We start from the raw sequence: 14202 nt of genomic DNA on the forward strand, positions 1-14202 counted from the left end.
GGGTGATCATGACCCGCGGGCGATGATCATCCTCCCCGGCCAGCGTTGACTCGACACCATGACCGAACGCACCCACCCCGACGACACGACGACCCCCGCCGACACCAACCGCACCACCCGGACCGCACTCGTGACAGGTGCAACCTCCGGCCTCGGGTTCGAGGCCGCCGCCCAGCTCCCCGACGCCGGCTTCGACCGCGTGATCGTCACCGGCCGCTCGCGCGATCGGGCCCTCATGGCAGCCGAGCAGCTCGTCGAGCGGACCGGCCGGCCGGTCTTCGAGCCACTCGCCCTCGACCTCAATGCGCCCACGAGCGTCCAGCAGGCCGCCGACGAACTGGTCGAGCGCGGCGTCATGATCGACTACCTCCTGCTCAACGCCGGCATGGTGTCGGGCAACGACCAGGTGATCACCGACGCAGGTGTCGAGGTCACGTTCTCGTCGTCGCTGATCGGCCATCACCAGCTGACGATGCGCCTCTTGGCCGACGAGCGGCTGTCCCCCACCGCCCGCATCGTGATCTCGGGCTCCGAGGCCGCCCGCGACGACGTGCCGACGTTCAGCGTCGTCGACGTGCACGAGCTCGCCCGGAAGGAGTACGGCGGCGACGCCACTGCGGCGTCCGTCGCGCTGATCCTCGGCGAGCAACCGGCGAAGTTCAAGCCCGGCGACGTCTACGCCACGACGAAGATGTTCGTCGCCTGGTGGGCGGCGGCGCTCGCCCGCCGGCTCCCCGCCGGCATCACCGTCAACGCGATCTCACCCGGCTCGGCGCCCGACACCAACGCCATCCGCAACGCGAACTTCTTCATGCGCAAGATCATGGTGCCGGCGTTCAAGCATGCGCCGAAGCGGATGGGCATGGCGGCGCCCGTGCCGGTCGCGGCCACCCGCTACCTCCAGCCCCTCGAGTGGGGGCCCGACGTGAACGGCCGATTCTTCGCCTCGGCGCCGAAGAAGATGACGGGCCCGATCGAGGTCATGCAGCAGCCGCACGTACTCGACACCGACGCTCAGGAAGCCGGGTGGGCCGCCACCGTCCACGTGGCCGGCGCCGACGTGCCCGCCGCCGTCTGAGCGCCGGCGTCGCGAGCAGGGCGGAGCACCCGCCGTTGCGCCGCATCGGGCGCCGGCCAGGCCGGTCCCTCGGGTTCGCCTGGCGAGGGGCGCGGCCGGCGACGCGAGTTGCGCAGCGTCCAGACCATGACCCCTGCACCGACGACGGATTGCACGCCGATCACCGAGTACATGAAGGCCCGAACGGCGCCGTCGGGTAGCTCGGCCGCCCACAGCAGCCCGTAGACGACGCCGGCAGCGACCGGCATGACGGCGAGCGGCGCGAGCGACACGAGTCGCACGCGGCCGTCCAACTGTTCGAGCACGGTCGGGCCGCTGGTCACCGCGCGGCGACGTCGCAACGCCCAGATCTGCAAGCCGGCGTAGAGCGCGAACATCGGTGCCGCCCACGGGATCGCGAAGGTCCAGGCCACCACGACCCCTCCGGTGATCAGGAGCCAGAGCCAACGCGTCGCCGGTGACGGCTCGAACGAAGTCACCCACGCACCCCGGCCGAGCACCAGGTGCGCCGCCGCCAGGACGAGCGTGAACGTGGCGGCGTACGCCGCGAACTCACCCGGATCGAGCAGCTCGAGCGGACCGCCCTGGTCGGCGATCAGTTCCTCGTCCTCGAGGTTCTCGGGGAGCGTCATCGTGATCGACCAGGCTCCCCAGAACGCTCCGAGCGCCAGCGAGGCCACGAGCAGCTTCGTCCGGGCGTCCTCGATCAGCCACCTGCGGAAGCAGTACACGAGCAGCACGATGCCGAACCCGCCGTGCCACGCCGCGAACCACGCCGGGAAGAACGGGACGAACGGCCCGCCCGTGTACAGGATCGGCGTGACGACGCCTTCGACGAGATAGCCGAGCACCGGCGCTGCGAGGAGCACGCCGATCATGTCGCGAACGCCGTAGTGGCTGAGGAGCCAGAGCACCCCGGCGACCGCCGGCGCGTACACGAGCGCAACGACGAGATGGTCCAGTGGCTCGGAGGCCCAGTACCAGAACATACGCTCGGAGCTGACGCCGACGATGGCCGCGACGACGAACACGACGAGCAGGCGGCGGAAGCCGGCGACGATGTCCACGCCCTGTCTGTCGTTCGAACCCGATCGCACGGTTCACCCCGCGTCGCACGCATCGATCCGTGAGGTCTCGATCGTGTGGTGCGTCGATCATTTGACCTGTGAATCAGGTGACGTGTCGATCACGTGACGTGTCGATCGCGCGTATCAATCACGTGACGATGCACATCTGTGCTACATCCCACCGGCCGACGTGCCGATGAGATGAACGACACCAGGACGGCACGAACGAGAAATGGGGGTTCGGTCCATGTCACAGCACTACGACGATCATCAAGCACACGACCGGGCGATCCGCCGCCTGCAGGAGATGACCGGGGACGACTGCGCCGAGCGAGTGTGTTGGGACCCCGACCACCATCTCCAGGGGCACATCGACGTTCGCGGCACGCACCTCGTCATCATCGCCACGCGGGACGACGAGCACACGCCGCTCGTGCTCACCGAACGCGAGTGGGATGCGATGCGTCGCGGCTGCGTCCCCGCAGCCTGACCACCGTCGCGGGCGCATCACTGGTCGACGCAGCACTCACGGGCGCATCACTCGTCGACACGCCGCTCGTCACGCGCCACTCGTCAGGGTGCCGGCGCGGCGCGAGACTGAGCCGATGGAGCCGACGATCCGCCCGTTCGAACCCGAGGACCGCAGCGCCGTGGAGGCGCTCGCAGTCCGACTTCAGACGGGCATGGCGCCGTGGCGGGACCCTACGGCCCTGCAACAGGCCGTCCTGGGTTGGATCGCGAGCGCATGCGCCGAGGACAGCGACAGCGACGCCCTGGTGGCCGAAGTCGATGCCTCGGTCGTCGGTTTCGTGTCGCTCTCGAGCATGCCGCACTTCGCCGGCGAGACCGACGCCTACATCGGCGAGTTGATCGTCGACGAGCACGCCGAGGGGCGCGGCATCGGGTCCGCTCTCGTCGCAGCGGTCGAACGCCTGGCCCGCGACCGTGACATCAGGTGCATCACGCTGCACACCGGTGCGGCCAACCATCGGGCACTCGACTTCTACGAGCGCCTCGGCTACCAGGCCGAGGACGTCAAGCTGACCAAGCTCCTCTCGACGGCGTAGCGCCGAACACGCTCCTTCTGGTCAGAGGTACGTGCCCGGTCGCTCGGCGTCGGGCGGCGCCTGACCGGGCACCTGCGGCTGGGCACCAGGTGGCAGCTGCCGGATCTGCTCGAGCTGCTGGCGCGCGGCCAGTTGCTGGGCGAACAGGGTGGCCTGGATGCCGTGGAACAGACCCTCGAGCCACCCGACGAGCTGCGCCTGCGCGATGCGCAACTCGGCATCGCTCGGGACGGTGTCGTCGTTGAACGGCAGCGCCAACGAACGCAACTCCTCCTGCAGGTCGGGCGACAGCGCCTCGGCGACCTCGGTCACCGACCGCTCGTAGATCTCGGCGAGCCGCTCGCGGCTCGCCTCGTCGAGCGGAGCCTGTCGGACCTCGTCGAGCAGCTGCTTGACCATCGAGCCGATCCGCATCACCTTCGCCGGTTCGTTGACGGCGCCCGTGGGCTCGGCGGGTGGCTCGTCGGCAGTGCCGGGTTCGACGAGCTCCCCGTGCTCGACGGCCGGCGCCCCTGCAGCAGGTCCACCGGACGGCGCCTCGCTGTCTGCCGCGGACACGGCGTGGGCCGACGCCTCGGCCGTGTCGGACTCACCGTCGGCCGAGGCCTCGGACTCCTCGGTCGTGTCGGACTCACCGTCGGTCGACGCCTCGGACGCCTCGGCCGGAGATCGCGTCTCGGTCGGCGTGTGCGTGTCGGTCGGTGGTTGCGTGTCGGTCATGACGCTCGCTTCGTACAACAGGAGGTGATCAGGTCGGCATTCCCGCCAGCAACGGTACGTACACCTCGGCGGATGTCATCGAGCCGTGGCGGCAGATCAGTTCGAACGGTCCGCTGTCGTCGGGATCGAAGTAGCTCACGGGTGCGCGGGCGATGACGGCCACGTCGCCGAGCCGAGCGGCGACCGGCGGCGGGACCGAGGGCCCGAACCACCCGTCGCCGATCAGTTGATCGCGTGAGCGCACCCATGCGGTGTCGCCGAACTCCTCGGTGGCGGCATCGAGGAGGTCGGCGGTGGCGCCGTGCTGGGCATGCAACCAGCGGAACCGGCCCTCACCGGACTGCATCGCCACGTGAGCGAGGAGGTCGACGCTCGGCACGATCACGGCGTCGCCGACCTCGACCTGACCGTGATCGGCGGTGACGAGCAGCGCCGCACCAGCGGGCATGGTGTCGAGCAGGTCGGCGACCAACCGATCGGCGTCGCGGAGCTCGGCGTCGTAGAACTCGCCGAAACCCCGCTCGTGGGCGATCTTGTCGACGCCGCCGTAGTAGGCGTAGACGAACCGGTCCCCTTCGACCAGCCGCCGGCGGACCTCGATCGCCAGCGACGAGGTCGCCCGGTAGCCGACCGGCACGCTGCCGGCCAGGTGGGCCGCGCTGAACGCCGTGTAGCAGAGCTCGGACGGGCTCACCACGGGAACGGGCTCACCGAGGAACGACGGGAATCGCTGCACGTCGGCCGGTGGCTGCGATCGCCGCATGTCCTGCCCGTCGACCGCCCATCTGAGGACGTTCATCACTCGGCCGCCGAGGACCATCCGGTAGCCGACCAAACCGTGCTCGCCCGGCGTCAGCCCGGTCGCGATCGAGCTGAGCGCGGTGGCGGTCGTGGTCGGCGCGACGGTCGTGATCGGGCCACCGTCGAGTCCGGCCAGCGTCGGTGCGATCCCTCGGCGCTCCTGCAGCTGATCCCAGCCGACCCCGTCGAGCACGAGCAGCACCACCTGGTCGGCCTCGGCGACCACGCCGGGCATCCACTCGGGCAGGCCGGATCCCCATCCGCCCGGGCCGAGCAACGCAGGGACGATGCCACGGACGTTCGCGCCCGCATAGTCGGGCACGATCGGCAGACCGTCCTGCTGCACGTCGGGGTGTTGGAGGGGCGCTGTCACGAGATCGATAGTCCACCATCTCGATGGGGTCGAGGCCAACCGCGGCCTGCTTCACGACCTACGCTGGCATGATGCGAGTGTCGACGAGGGGTGACTACGCCTGTCGGGCGCTGCTCTCGCTCGCTCTGCGAGTCGACGAGACGGGACCGACGTCGGTGCGCGACATCGCAGATCGAACCGGGCTCCCCCAGCCCTACCTCGAGCAGATCCTGCTGGCCCTCAAGGGTGCCGGCATCGTCCGGTCCAAGCGCGGCGTCGGCGGCGGCTACGTCCTGGCGCGCCCCCCGGCCGAGATCCGGCTGTCCGAGATCCTCTCGGCGGTCGACGGCCCGATCACGTTGGGCGACTTCGGCGAGCCGCACGAGGACGGGGCATGCGATCACGAGGGCCAGTGCGTCCTGCTCGCGATCTGGAACGAGGCCGGCGCGGTGATGCGCCAGCACCTCGACGGGTTCACGTTGGCGTCGATCGCCGACATGGCTCGTGGCGAGGCTCCCTGGCCCGCCACCGAGCCGGCGCGCTGAGCCCGGCGCGCCCGGCACGGCCACCATCGGATCATCCCTCGTCCGGGACCGGATGGAGCGTGGCGAGACGGTCGGCGAGATCGGCGGCGAGCTCGCTGTGGAACGTGACGCGCTCGCCCGAGCCCGGGTGGTCGAAGGCGAGCTCGGCGGCGTGCAGGAACGGCCGCCCGACCTGGAGGTTCGGTCGGCGCTGCCCGTACACGGGATCGCCGACCAACGGGTGGTTGATCGAGCTGAGATGCACGCGGATCTGATGGGTACGACCGGTCTCGAGGCGGCAGTCGAGCAACGCCAGGTCAGCCGGCTCGTCGTAGCGTTCGAGGACCCGGTACTCGGTTCGCGCCCAGCGGCCGTCCGCGACCACGGCCATCCGCAGCGGGTCGCGCCGTGATCGGCCGATGGGGGCATCGATCACACCGTGCGGCGCGGCCGGATGGCCCCACACCAGCGCCCGGTACGACCGGGTGGCGTCGTGGTCCACGAACTGGGCGATCAGGTGCTCGGCAGCTTGCTGGGTCCGCGCGACGACGAGGAGTCCCGAGCTGCCGGCGTCGAGCCGGTGCACGATGCCCGGCCGCGTCGGTTCGCCGACGCTCTGCATCTCGGGGTAGCGCGCGAGCAGGCCGTTGACGAGTGTTCCGTCCGGGTTGCCGGCCCCGGGATGGACGACGAGGCCGGCGGGCTTGTCGATGACGACGACGTGGTCGTCCTCGTGGACGATCGTGACCTCCACCGACGGGTCGGGCCCGGGCGGTTCGTCGGCCGGCAGCGTGGACGGGTCGATCGTCACCGTCTGCCCCAGTTCGAGTCGGAGCTTGCCGGACCGCACCTCGGTGCCGTCGATCGTGGCGCCACCCGCCTGGACGACCACGGCCGCCGCCGAGCGGCTGACGTCGAGGAGCAGCGCCACGACGCGGTCGAGCCGCTCACCCGCCAGCGCAGCGGGCACGGTCTCGGTGATCACTCGTCGTTCCCGTTGCCGGCGCCCACGACGTCGGGGTCGACGTCGGGGTCGGCGCCCTCCTCGACGGCGTCGGTCGCGGCGCGGCCCGACAGCCACGACGCCAGCACCAGGAGCGCACCCCCGACCGTGATGCCCATGTCGGCGACGTTGAAGATCGGGAACCACTGGAAGTCGATGAAGTCGATCACGGCGCCCCGGAACCAGCCCGGCGACCGGAACAGCCGGTCGATCACGTTGCCGATCGCACCACCGACGATCAGACCGGCTGACACGTCGGTGAGCCTGCTCGACTGCTTCCGCAGGCTGAGCAGCAACGCGACGATCACGGCCAGAGCGAGCACGCCGATGACCGGGCCCCAGTCGCGGCCCGTGCTGAAGGCCATGCCCGTGTTGAACGAGAGGTTGAACCGCAGCGTCCAGAAGAGGTCGATGTTCCGATCGTCGAGCGCGTCGACCGCCCAGGCCTTGGTGAGCTGGTCGACGACCGCGATGACGACCGCCGGCACGACCAGGAGTGGAGACGCCCACGCACGAGGCGTGCGCGCGTCCATCAGCGACCGATCCCGCCGACCTTCTCCTCGACCAGCTCCGACGACCACGGGATCGCCTCGAGGCGTTCGCGTGGAATCGGGCGGTGGGACACGACCGAGTAGCCGTACGTGCCGGCAGCGATCCGAGCGAGCGCAGCGTCGATCTCGGAGACGGCTTCGCGGGCCTGCGCGCTCAGCGCCAGGTCACGCTCGCGCTCGACGACCATCGTGTCGCCCTCGCCGCCCTCGTCGTCGAACTGGACGTCGCCCATCTCGGCCTCTTCGACCAGTTGGTGCGCTTCGTCCTCGAGGCGTTTCGCCTGACCGGTGAGCCGTTCGCGCTCGTCTTGTAGCGCCTCGTACTGCTCCTTGATGAACGACAGATCGAAATCCTTCGTGTACCCGAGCCCGTCCTTGTTGAAACGTGGCTTGGGCAGCTCGGCCTTGGTGTCGGCCGTCACCGTACTGCTGGACATGGGGGTCTTCGACACCTTCTTCTTCGTTGCGGACTTCTTCGTTGCGGGCTTCTTGGTTGCGGTCGTCTTGGTCGAGGTCGTCGCCTTCTTCGCCGGAGCCTTCTTCGCCGGAGCCTTCCTGGCGGCGGCCTTCTTCGCCGTGGCCTTCTTGGTGGTGGCCTTCTTCGCCGTGGCCTTCTTGGCCGGAGCCTTCTTCGCCGGAGCCTTCTTCGCCGTGGCCTTCTTGGCGGTGGCCTTCTTCGCCGGAGCCCTCTTCGGCGACGCCGACTTGGCGCCGGCCCGCTTGGCAGTCGACTTCTTGGCGCTGGACGACTTCGTGGCCATCTCGGCGGTACCTCCTGGCTGATCGAACGCCGGACTCTAGCGGCTCGCGGCCCGATTCCGAAGTCTCACGGTGCGCGCCTCGGGTTGGCGTCGGCGATGCGAACGGCCAGCTCAGCTGTCGTCAAGCCCTCGACGTCGAGCCGCTTCGTACGAGAGGCCGCGCCGCCGACCAGACGCACGTCGCGAGGGCGGAGCCCGCAAGCGCGCGCCACGGCGCGGACGACCTCCTCGTTGGCCTCACCCCCCTCCGGGCGAGCCGAGACCGCCAACTTGGGGATGTCGCCGAACCAGCCGACGAAGCCGGTCCGGCGTGCCCCCGGCCTGACGCGGACGACGAGTCGAGCCATCAGACGCGCGTGACCGTCACCTCGGTCGCCGCGTCGTCGGCTACCGGCTCGACTGTGACGTCGACCGACAACGTCTCGCCCATCACGAGATCGCGGTGTTCGTCGAGCGCCGCCAGCACCGCAGCGGACCCGGCGACGTGCAGGGCGACGCGATCGCTGACGTCGAGCCCGGTGTCGCGACGAGCCTGCTGCACCTGCCTGATGAGATCGCGTGCGACACCCTCGCGCTCGAGCTCCGGCGACACCGCCGTGTCGAGCACGACGAGACCGCCGCTGCCCTTGAGCGTCGAGACCGCACCGTCGCCCGACGAGACGAGCCGGAAGTCGAACTCCCCCGGCTCGAGCTCGAATCCGCCCACCCGGGCCCGATCGCCGTCGACCTCCCAGTCGCCGGCCTTGTGGGCCTTGATGACCTCTTGCGTCTGGGCGCCGAGCCGGGGACCGAGCGCCTTCGGGTTGAGCACGAGCTCCTGGTTCCCGAACCGGTCGACCTCGGTGGTCAGCTCGACCTGCTTCACGTTCAGCTCGTCGCGGAGGATGTCGATGTGCGGCTGCACGAGCGCAGCGTCGGGCGTGGCCACCACCGCCTTGGCGAGCGGCAGCCGGACCCGGAGCCCCTCGGCCTTGCGCAGCGAGAGCAACGTCGAGCAGGCGTCGCGGACCTGGTCCATGCCCGCGTGGAGATCCTCGTCGAACGGGAACTGCTCGGCGGCTGGCCAATCGGTGAGATGGACGCTCTGCTCGCCGCCGACCAACCCGCCGTACACGTGCTCGCTGACGAACGGCAGCAACGGGGCGGCCACCTGGCACAGGGTCACGAGCGCCGTGTGCAGGGTGTCGACGGCATCTTGCTCACCGGCCCAGAAGCGATCGCGGCTGCGCCTGATGTACCAGTTCGTCAGGGTGTCGAGGAATCCGGCAACGGCCTCGCACGCGCCGTAGAGGTCGTGCACGTCGAGGCGGTCGGTGACGCCCGAGACGAGCCCGCGCAGCTCACCGAGCAGGTACCGGTCGAGCACGGCGGTCTGGTCCGTGCGGAACGAACCGGCGACGTCGCCGGCGTTCGCGTAGAGCGTGAGGAAGTAGTACGCGTTCCAGAACGGCAGGATCACGTGGCGAACGGTGTCGCGCATGCCCGCCTCGGTCACCGAGAAGTCCGCGCCGCGCAGGATCGGCGACGACAGCAGGTACCAGCGCATCGCGTCGGCGCCATACACGTCGAACATCTCGTGCGGGTCGGGGTAGTTGCTGAGCGACTTCGACATCTTGCGGCCGTCGTCGCCCAGCACGATGCCGTGGCTGACGCAGCTGGAGAATGCCGGCCGGTCGAAGAGCGCCGTCGCAAGCACGTGCATGGTGTAGAACCAGCCGCGCGTCTGGCCGATGTACTCGACGATGAAGTCACCCGGGTAGTGGTGCTCGAACCAGTCGGCGTTCTCGAACGGGTAGTGCACCTGGGCGAACGGCATCGATCCCGACTCGAACCAGCAGTCGAGCACCTCGGGGACGCGGCGCATCATCGCCGTCCCGGACGGGTCGTCCGGGTTCGGCCGCACCAGGTCGTCGACCATCGGCCGGTGGAGGTCGGTCACCTCCACGCCGAAGTCCGCCTCCAGCTGCTCGATCGAGCCGTAGACGTCGATCCGCGGGAAGTTCGGGTCGTCGCTCTTCCAGACCGGGATCGGCGAGCCCCAGAACCGGTTGCGGCTGATCGACCAGTCGCGGGCGTTCTCGAGCCACTTGCCGAAGCTGCCGTCCTTGACATGGGCCGGTACCCAGGTGATCTCCTGGTTCAGCTCGACCATGCGGTCGCGGAACGAGGTGACGGTCACGAACCACGACGAGATCGCCCGGTAGACGAGCGGTTGGTGGCAGCGCCAGCAGTGCGGATAGGTGTGGTCGTAGGTGTCGTGGCGGACGACATCGCCCTGGTCCTTCAGGTGGCGGATCACGTGCGGGTTGGCGTCGAACACGTGCACGCCGACCCAGTCTCGGACCTCCGCCGTGTACTGCCCGTGTTCGTCCATCGGGCAGACGGTCGGGATGCCGACCGCGTTGGCGGCGATCTGGTCGTCCTCACCGAACCCCGGGGCCATGTGGACGATGCCGGTGCCGTCCTCGGTCGAGACGAAGTCGGCGCCGAGCACCTGGAACGCGTTCGGGGTCTCGGCGAAGTAGTCGAACATCGGCTCGTAGCGTCGCCCGACGAGGTCGGCACCGGTGACCATCCGGACGAATGTCGCGTCGGCGAACTCCTTCTCGTACGCCGCGAGCCGCGATTCGGCGATCACGTAGCGGTCGCCGTCCTCCTCCATCAGCGCGTAGTCGATGTCGGGCCCGACGGCGAGCGCGAGGTTGGCCGGCAACGTCCACGGCGTGGTGGTCCATGCGAGCAGGTAGGTCGGCACGTCGTCGCCCTCGTCGAGGCCGTCGTGGAGCCGGAACCGGACCGTCAGTGCCGGGTCCTGGCGGTCGCGGTAGACGTCGTCCATCCGCGTCTCGGTGTTGCTGAGCGGGGTCTCGCAACGCCAGCAGTAGGCGAGGACGCGGTACCCCTCGGTGACGAGCCCCTTGTCCCACAGCGACTTGAAGGCCCACATGACGCTCTCCATGTAGTCGAGGTCGAGGGTCTTGTAGTCGTGGTCGAAGTCGACCCAGCGCGCCTGGCGGGTGACGTAGTCGCGCCACTCCTGGGTGTACCGCAGGACGCTGGTCCGGCACGCGTCGTTGAACTTGTCGATGCCGAACGCCGTGATCTCCGGGTGCCCCGAGATGCCGAGCTCCTTCTCGGCCTGCACCTCGGCGGGCAGGCCGTGGCAGTCCCAGCCGAACCGTCGCTCGACCCGCCGGCCGCGCATGGTCTGGTAGCGGGGGACGGCGTCCTTGACGAAGCCGGTCAAGAGGTGGCCGTAGTGCGGGAGACCATTGGCGAACGGCGGCCCGTCGTAGAAGACGAACTCGTTGTCGCCGTGCTCGCCCGGATCGCGCTGTTCGACGGAGCGGCGGAACGTGTCCTCACGATCCCAGCGCTCGAGGATCGCCCGCTCGAGCGCGGGGAGGTCGGGCTGCGAGTCGACCGTCGGATATCGGTGTGCGTCGGCGTTCACGGGTGGCTCCATTCGGTGTGTCTGCCAGGGACGAGCCGGAACCCGCGGTGCCACCCTGCTTGCCGTCCCCCACGGGGGCCGACCGCTTGCCTGCGCCAGCGATGACGGGCTGGACCCGTCCGGTTCTACTGAGGCCGCCCGCCGCTTGGCGGCGAGATCCCGTTCTTCCGGAGGCTCGGAGGTGATGGCCTCGTCGACGCCGTTCCCCGAAAGGATACCGATCGGAACCGTCCGATCGGCGATGGGTTCCACGTCGGCCGCCGTCGACGAGCCGCAGCGGCGCCGGGCGGAGGTGGCTCAGTTGGCGGCGTCGCGCGTGGGGAGCTCGGGCGCGTCACCGGGTGGGATGTCGAGCACCTCCTGCTCGGTGGTCGGCTCACGCTCGAAGGGCACGCCCTCGACCTCGTCGAGCGTCGAGGCGAGGTCGCCGATGGTGGCGAACGGGCCCGCAGCCTCGGGCGGGATGAAGAGCTCGGCGGTGTCGTCGCCGGGCTCGTCGTCGGAGGCGGAGAGCGCGGGCGGAGGCACCTCGCCCAGGCCGGCCGGCACCCGGTCGCAGAGCGCCTCGATCTGGTGGGCCGCAGCCCGAAGCCGCTCGCGCTGGTCACCGAGGAACGTCTCGAGCTGGTCGACGTCGCCGACGAGGAACTCGCGGCGGGCCTTGAGCGACTGCACCTCGTTCTCGGCGGCCTGGCGCTCGGACTCGGAGACCTTGCGGGCCTCGAGCTTGGCCTCTTCGAGGAGCTTCGCGGACATCTCGCGGGTCGAGTCGATGGTGGTCTCGGCCTCGGCGCGAGCGTCGTTCTTGATGCGCTCGGCCTCGGCCTCGGCCTCGGCGACGGCGTTGTCCGCGGTGCGCTGGGCGAGCAGCAGCGTCCGCGAGATCGTCTCGGCCTCGTCGGCACTGACCCGCACCTCGGTCTCGGCCTCCGCTGCCTCCTCGGACGGCTCGGGCCGTTCGAGGGGTGCGGTCGGCTGCTCGTGCGACGGTGCCTCGGCCTCTCGCTCCTCCTGCGCGGCGCTGACCTCTTGCAGCCGGGCGACCGCAGCGCGGGCGCGGGCCTCCATGGCCGTCGCCTGCTGTTGCGCCTCCTCGAGTGCTGCTGCGACATGGCCGAGGAACGCCTGCACCTCGTCGGGGTCGTATCCCTTCCTGACGGTCCGGAAGGTCGCGCCGGAGACCTGGCTCGGGGTGAGTTCCATCGTCAGTCGTCGTACTCGTCGTAGCGGCCGGCACGCCCCGCTGCGGGCTTGAGCAGGTACACACCGTTGGCGACCTTCTCCATCGATCCGTCGAGGCCGTAGCAGAGGCCGCTCGCGAAGTCGATCAGGCGGCGGGCGACCTCGCGGTCGGACCCTTCGAGGTTCATGATCACCGGTAGCCCCTCCTTGAACTTGTCGGCGACTTCCTGCGCCTGATCGAACCGACGCGGGTGCACCGTGGCCGGTTCGCCGGTGGGGACGCCACGACCGCCGTTGCGCGGTCTGGGTTGCACGCCCGAGTCATCGCCGCCGCGACGGGCCTGGGACGGGTCGAAGTCACGCGAGGGGAACGAGGGCCGGCTGGGGAGCGTCCGCACGACACCCTCGCCGCTGGTGTCGTCGCGACCCGAGCGACCGGGGCGGACCTCGGGCTCGGGCTGGCGCCGACCGCGCTGCACCGGCTCGTACTCCTCTTCGATGTCGTAGTCGTCGTACGCGTCGTCGGGACCGAGACCCAGGTACTCCATCGAACGCTTCCAGAAAGACATGCGGACTTCCTCCTTGGCGGCGGAGCCTATCGCTCCTGCTCGCGCCAGTTGTGGACGGGTCGCGGGCCGAACAGCGCCGTGCCCACCCGGACCTGCGTGCTCCCCTCCTGCACGGCGACCTCGAGGTCGGCCGTCATGCCCATCGAGCACGTCGCCAGGCCGAGCCGATCGACGGCGGCGCGCACCGACCGGAATCCGTCCCGAGCTGCTTCCGGGCCCCCGTGCGTCGGGCCCACCGTCATCAGGCCCTCCAGCGACAGGTCCAGGCCGCCGACCACGTCGACCAACGGGTCGAGATCGCCGATGGGACACCCGCCCTTGCCGGGATCACCGCTGGTGTCCACCTGGATGTAGACCCTGGCGCCCGGCGCACGCTTGGCGATCTCGCGGGCCAGCTTCGGACGGTCGACCGTCTCGTACACGCCGACCAGATCGGCGATCTGGCGCACCTTGTTGGTCTGCAGCTGCCCGATGAAGTGGACCTCGACCCGTTCGAGCGCCGCCCGCTTGGCGAGCAGCTCCTGTGCGTAGTTCTCCCCCACCGACGTGCAGCCGGCCGCGATCGCCGCCTCGACCGCATCGGGCCCGAACGCCTTCGTGACGGGGAGCACGGCGACGTCTTGGCCTCCCCCGGCGCGCCGGATGCGCTCGCGGAGCTCGGCGAGGGCCGTGGCCACCGATGCCACGTCGATGGTGCTCACGCCGCAGCCCGCCAGGCGACGACGACGTGCCGTCCGAGCTCACCGCGCGTCCGATGCGAGAAGCCGTCGAACGTGCACCCGGTGCAGCCACCGACCGCTTCGATCTCGACGCCGTGGTGGCCGCAGGCCGCCCCCACGGCCCGGGCGACGTCGAGCGCGGGCGTTCCGAGAGCGGTGACACCCGCGATCCCCGCGGGATCGGCATGGACACCCCGGGCGACGAGCTCGAGGTCGGCGGCGCCGAACTCGTAGCAGCAGGCACCGATCGACGGGCCGAGCACCGCCCACTCGACCGGGCCGCGGAACGCAGCGAACGCGGCATCGACGACCCCGGCGGCGAGCCCGCGCCACCCGGCGTGCACGACCGCGAAC

17 protein-coding genes are annotated in these 14202 nt (G+C 70.1%); 5 read left to right on the forward strand and 12 right to left on the reverse strand.

From position 1 onward, the window contains the following. Nucleotides 1–58: 58 nt before the first annotated feature. Complete coding sequence (locus tag QNJ12_RS02050) at nucleotides 59–1078, forward strand: SDR family NAD(P)-dependent oxidoreductase (protein ID WP_300618225.1); 1020 nt, start codon at nucleotides 59–61, stop codon at nucleotides 1076–1078. Here QNJ12_RS02050 and QNJ12_RS02055 read toward each other — a convergent pair. Continuing rightward, nucleotides 1015–2145 carry a hypothetical protein gene (locus tag QNJ12_RS02055; protein ID WP_300618227.1) on the reverse strand — a complete coding sequence of 377 codons (1131 nt, stop codon included), beginning with the start codon at nucleotides 2143–2145 and terminating at the stop codon, nucleotides 1015–1017. The two genes, QNJ12_RS02050 and QNJ12_RS02055, sit on opposite strands and share 64 nt — an antisense overlap. Nucleotides 2146–2392: 247 nt before the next feature. Here QNJ12_RS02055 and QNJ12_RS02060 point away from each other — a divergent pair, with 247 nt between their 5' ends. Both QNJ12_RS02060 and QNJ12_RS02065 read left to right on the forward strand, forming a co-directional pair. Next, nucleotides 2393–2635: a hypothetical protein gene (locus QNJ12_RS02060; RefSeq protein ID WP_300618229.1), complete on the forward strand. Its 243-nt coding sequence runs from the start codon at nucleotides 2393–2395 to the stop codon at nucleotides 2633–2635. A 115-nt stretch (nucleotides 2636–2750) separates the two neighbouring features. Then, nucleotides 2751–3212 (forward strand): GNAT family N-acetyltransferase, encoded by a 462-nt coding sequence (locus QNJ12_RS02065; protein ID WP_300618231.1) that lies wholly within the window; start codon nucleotides 2751–2753, stop codon nucleotides 3210–3212. Between the two features lie 21 nt (nucleotides 3213–3233). On the opposite strand, the gene QNJ12_RS02070 is transcribed toward QNJ12_RS02065, so the two are convergent. Together QNJ12_RS02070 and QNJ12_RS02075 are read right to left on the reverse strand one after the other, a co-directional pair. Beyond that, entirely contained in the window at nucleotides 3234–3770 is a 537-nt protein-coding gene (locus QNJ12_RS02070) for a bacterial proteasome activator family protein (protein WP_367281739.1), read from the reverse strand. A gap of 190 nt (nucleotides 3771–3960) precedes the next feature. After that, on the reverse strand, nucleotides 3961–5106 hold the full coding sequence (locus QNJ12_RS02075) for an alkaline phosphatase family protein (protein WP_300618235.1): 1146 nt from the start codon (nucleotides 5104–5106) through the stop codon (nucleotides 3961–3963). 71 nt (nucleotides 5107–5177) lie between these two features. Between QNJ12_RS02075 and QNJ12_RS02080 the strand changes: the two genes are divergently transcribed. Then, nucleotides 5178–5630, forward strand: coding sequence for an Rrf2 family transcriptional regulator (locus tag QNJ12_RS02080; protein WP_300618237.1), 453 nt, complete (start codon nucleotides 5178–5180; stop codon nucleotides 5628–5630). A gap of 31 nt (nucleotides 5631–5661) precedes the next feature. Here QNJ12_RS02080 and QNJ12_RS02085 read toward each other — a convergent pair whose 3' ends face one another. From QNJ12_RS02085 to QNJ12_RS02095, 3 genes are read right to left on the reverse strand one after another with little or no spacing between them, the layout of a single operon-like run. Then, on the reverse strand, nucleotides 5662–6594 hold the full coding sequence (locus QNJ12_RS02085) for an RluA family pseudouridine synthase (protein WP_300618239.1): 933 nt from the start codon (nucleotides 6592–6594) through the stop codon (nucleotides 5662–5664). Next, nucleotides 6591–7145 carry a signal peptidase II gene (lspA, locus tag QNJ12_RS02090; protein ID WP_300618241.1) on the reverse strand — a complete coding sequence of 185 codons (555 nt, stop codon included), beginning with the start codon at nucleotides 7143–7145 and terminating at the stop codon, nucleotides 6591–6593. Before lspA ends, QNJ12_RS02085 begins: the two co-directional genes overlap by 4 nt. Then, nucleotides 7145–7600 carry a hypothetical protein gene (locus QNJ12_RS02095; protein ID WP_300618243.1) on the reverse strand — a complete coding sequence of 152 codons (456 nt, stop codon included), beginning with the start codon at nucleotides 7598–7600 and terminating at the stop codon, nucleotides 7145–7147. Before QNJ12_RS02095 ends, lspA begins: the two co-directional genes overlap by 1 nt. On the opposite strand from QNJ12_RS02095, the gene QNJ12_RS02100 reads away from it, so the two are divergent. Then, the gene (locus QNJ12_RS02100; protein WP_300618245.1) at nucleotides 7599–7946 is read left to right on the forward strand and encodes a hypothetical protein; all 348 of its coding nucleotides are present in this window, start codon (nucleotides 7599–7601) and stop codon (nucleotides 7944–7946) included. The two genes, QNJ12_RS02095 and QNJ12_RS02100, sit on opposite strands and share 2 nt — an antisense overlap. Nucleotides 7947–7989: 43 nt before the next feature. On the opposite strand, the gene QNJ12_RS02105 is transcribed toward QNJ12_RS02100, so the two are convergent. The 6 genes from QNJ12_RS02105 to QNJ12_RS02130 form a co-directional block, all read right to left on the reverse strand. Further along, a complete protein-coding gene (locus tag QNJ12_RS02105) occupies nucleotides 7990–8271 on the reverse strand; it encodes a DUF167 domain-containing protein (RefSeq protein WP_300618247.1) in 282 nt (93 codons plus the stop codon). Continuing rightward, nucleotides 8271–11378, reverse strand: coding sequence for an isoleucine--tRNA ligase (ileS, locus tag QNJ12_RS02110; RefSeq protein ID WP_300618249.1), 3108 nt, complete (start codon nucleotides 11376–11378; stop codon nucleotides 8271–8273). The genes QNJ12_RS02105 and ileS overlap by 1 nt, the downstream gene beginning before the upstream one ends. A gap of 297 nt (nucleotides 11379–11675) precedes the next feature. Beyond that, nucleotides 11676–12581 (reverse strand): DivIVA domain-containing protein, encoded by a 906-nt coding sequence (locus QNJ12_RS02115; RefSeq protein WP_300618251.1) that lies wholly within the window; start codon nucleotides 12579–12581, stop codon nucleotides 11676–11678. Nucleotides 12582–12583: 2 nt separating this feature from the next. Next, on the reverse strand, nucleotides 12584–13129 hold the full coding sequence (locus tag QNJ12_RS02120; RefSeq protein ID WP_300618253.1) for a cell division protein SepF: 546 nt from the start codon (nucleotides 13127–13129) through the stop codon (nucleotides 12584–12586). Nucleotides 13130–13155: 26 nt separating this feature from the next. Continuing rightward, complete coding sequence (locus tag QNJ12_RS02125; RefSeq protein ID WP_300618256.1) at nucleotides 13156–13830, reverse strand: YggS family pyridoxal phosphate-dependent enzyme; 675 nt, start codon at nucleotides 13828–13830, stop codon at nucleotides 13156–13158. Beyond that, nucleotides 13827–14202, reverse strand: a 376-nt coding sequence (locus QNJ12_RS02130) for a laccase domain-containing protein (protein ID WP_300618258.1), incomplete at its 5' end; no start/stop codon positions are given. The genes QNJ12_RS02130 and QNJ12_RS02125, both read right to left, overlap by 4 nt.

Origin of the sequence: Ilumatobacter sp., assembly GCF_030065885.1 — a bacterium.
Lineage (GTDB): Bacteria > Actinomycetota > Acidimicrobiia > Acidimicrobiales > Ilumatobacteraceae > Ilumatobacter.

Bases quoted from the DNA above. Each gene is read 5' to 3' on its own strand.
- QNJ12_RS02060 (WP_300618229.1), top strand. From the start codon at position 2,393: ATGTCACAGCACTACGACGATCATCAAGCACACGACCGGGCGATCCGC.
- QNJ12_RS02100 (WP_300618245.1), top strand. From the start codon at position 7,599: ATGGGGGTCTTCGACACCTTCTTCTTCGTTGCGGACTTCTTCGTTGCG.
- QNJ12_RS02120 (WP_300618253.1), bottom strand. From the start codon at position 13,129: ATGTCTTTCTGGAAGCGTTCGATGGAGTACCTGGGTCTCGGTCCCGAC.
- QNJ12_RS02105 (WP_300618247.1), bottom strand. From the start codon at position 8,271: ATGGCTCGACTCGTCGTCCGCGTCAGGCCGGGGGCACGCCGGACCGGC.
- QNJ12_RS02115 (WP_300618251.1), bottom strand. From the start codon at position 12,581: ATGGAACTCACCCCGAGCCAGGTCTCCGGCGCGACCTTCCGGACCGTC.
- QNJ12_RS02080 (WP_300618237.1), top strand. From the start codon at position 5,178: ATGCGAGTGTCGACGAGGGGTGACTACGCCTGTCGGGCGCTGCTCTCG.
- lspA (WP_300618241.1), bottom strand. From the start codon at position 7,145: ATGGACGCGCGCACGCCTCGTGCGTGGGCGTCTCCACTCCTGGTCGTG.
- QNJ12_RS02095 (WP_300618243.1), bottom strand. From the start codon at position 7,600: ATGTCCAGCAGTACGGTGACGGCCGACACCAAGGCCGAGCTGCCCAAG.
- QNJ12_RS02065 (WP_300618231.1), top strand. From the start codon at position 2,751: ATGGAGCCGACGATCCGCCCGTTCGAACCCGAGGACCGCAGCGCCGTG.
- QNJ12_RS02050 (WP_300618225.1), top strand. From the start codon at position 59: ATGACCGAACGCACCCACCCCGACGACACGACGACCCCCGCCGACACC.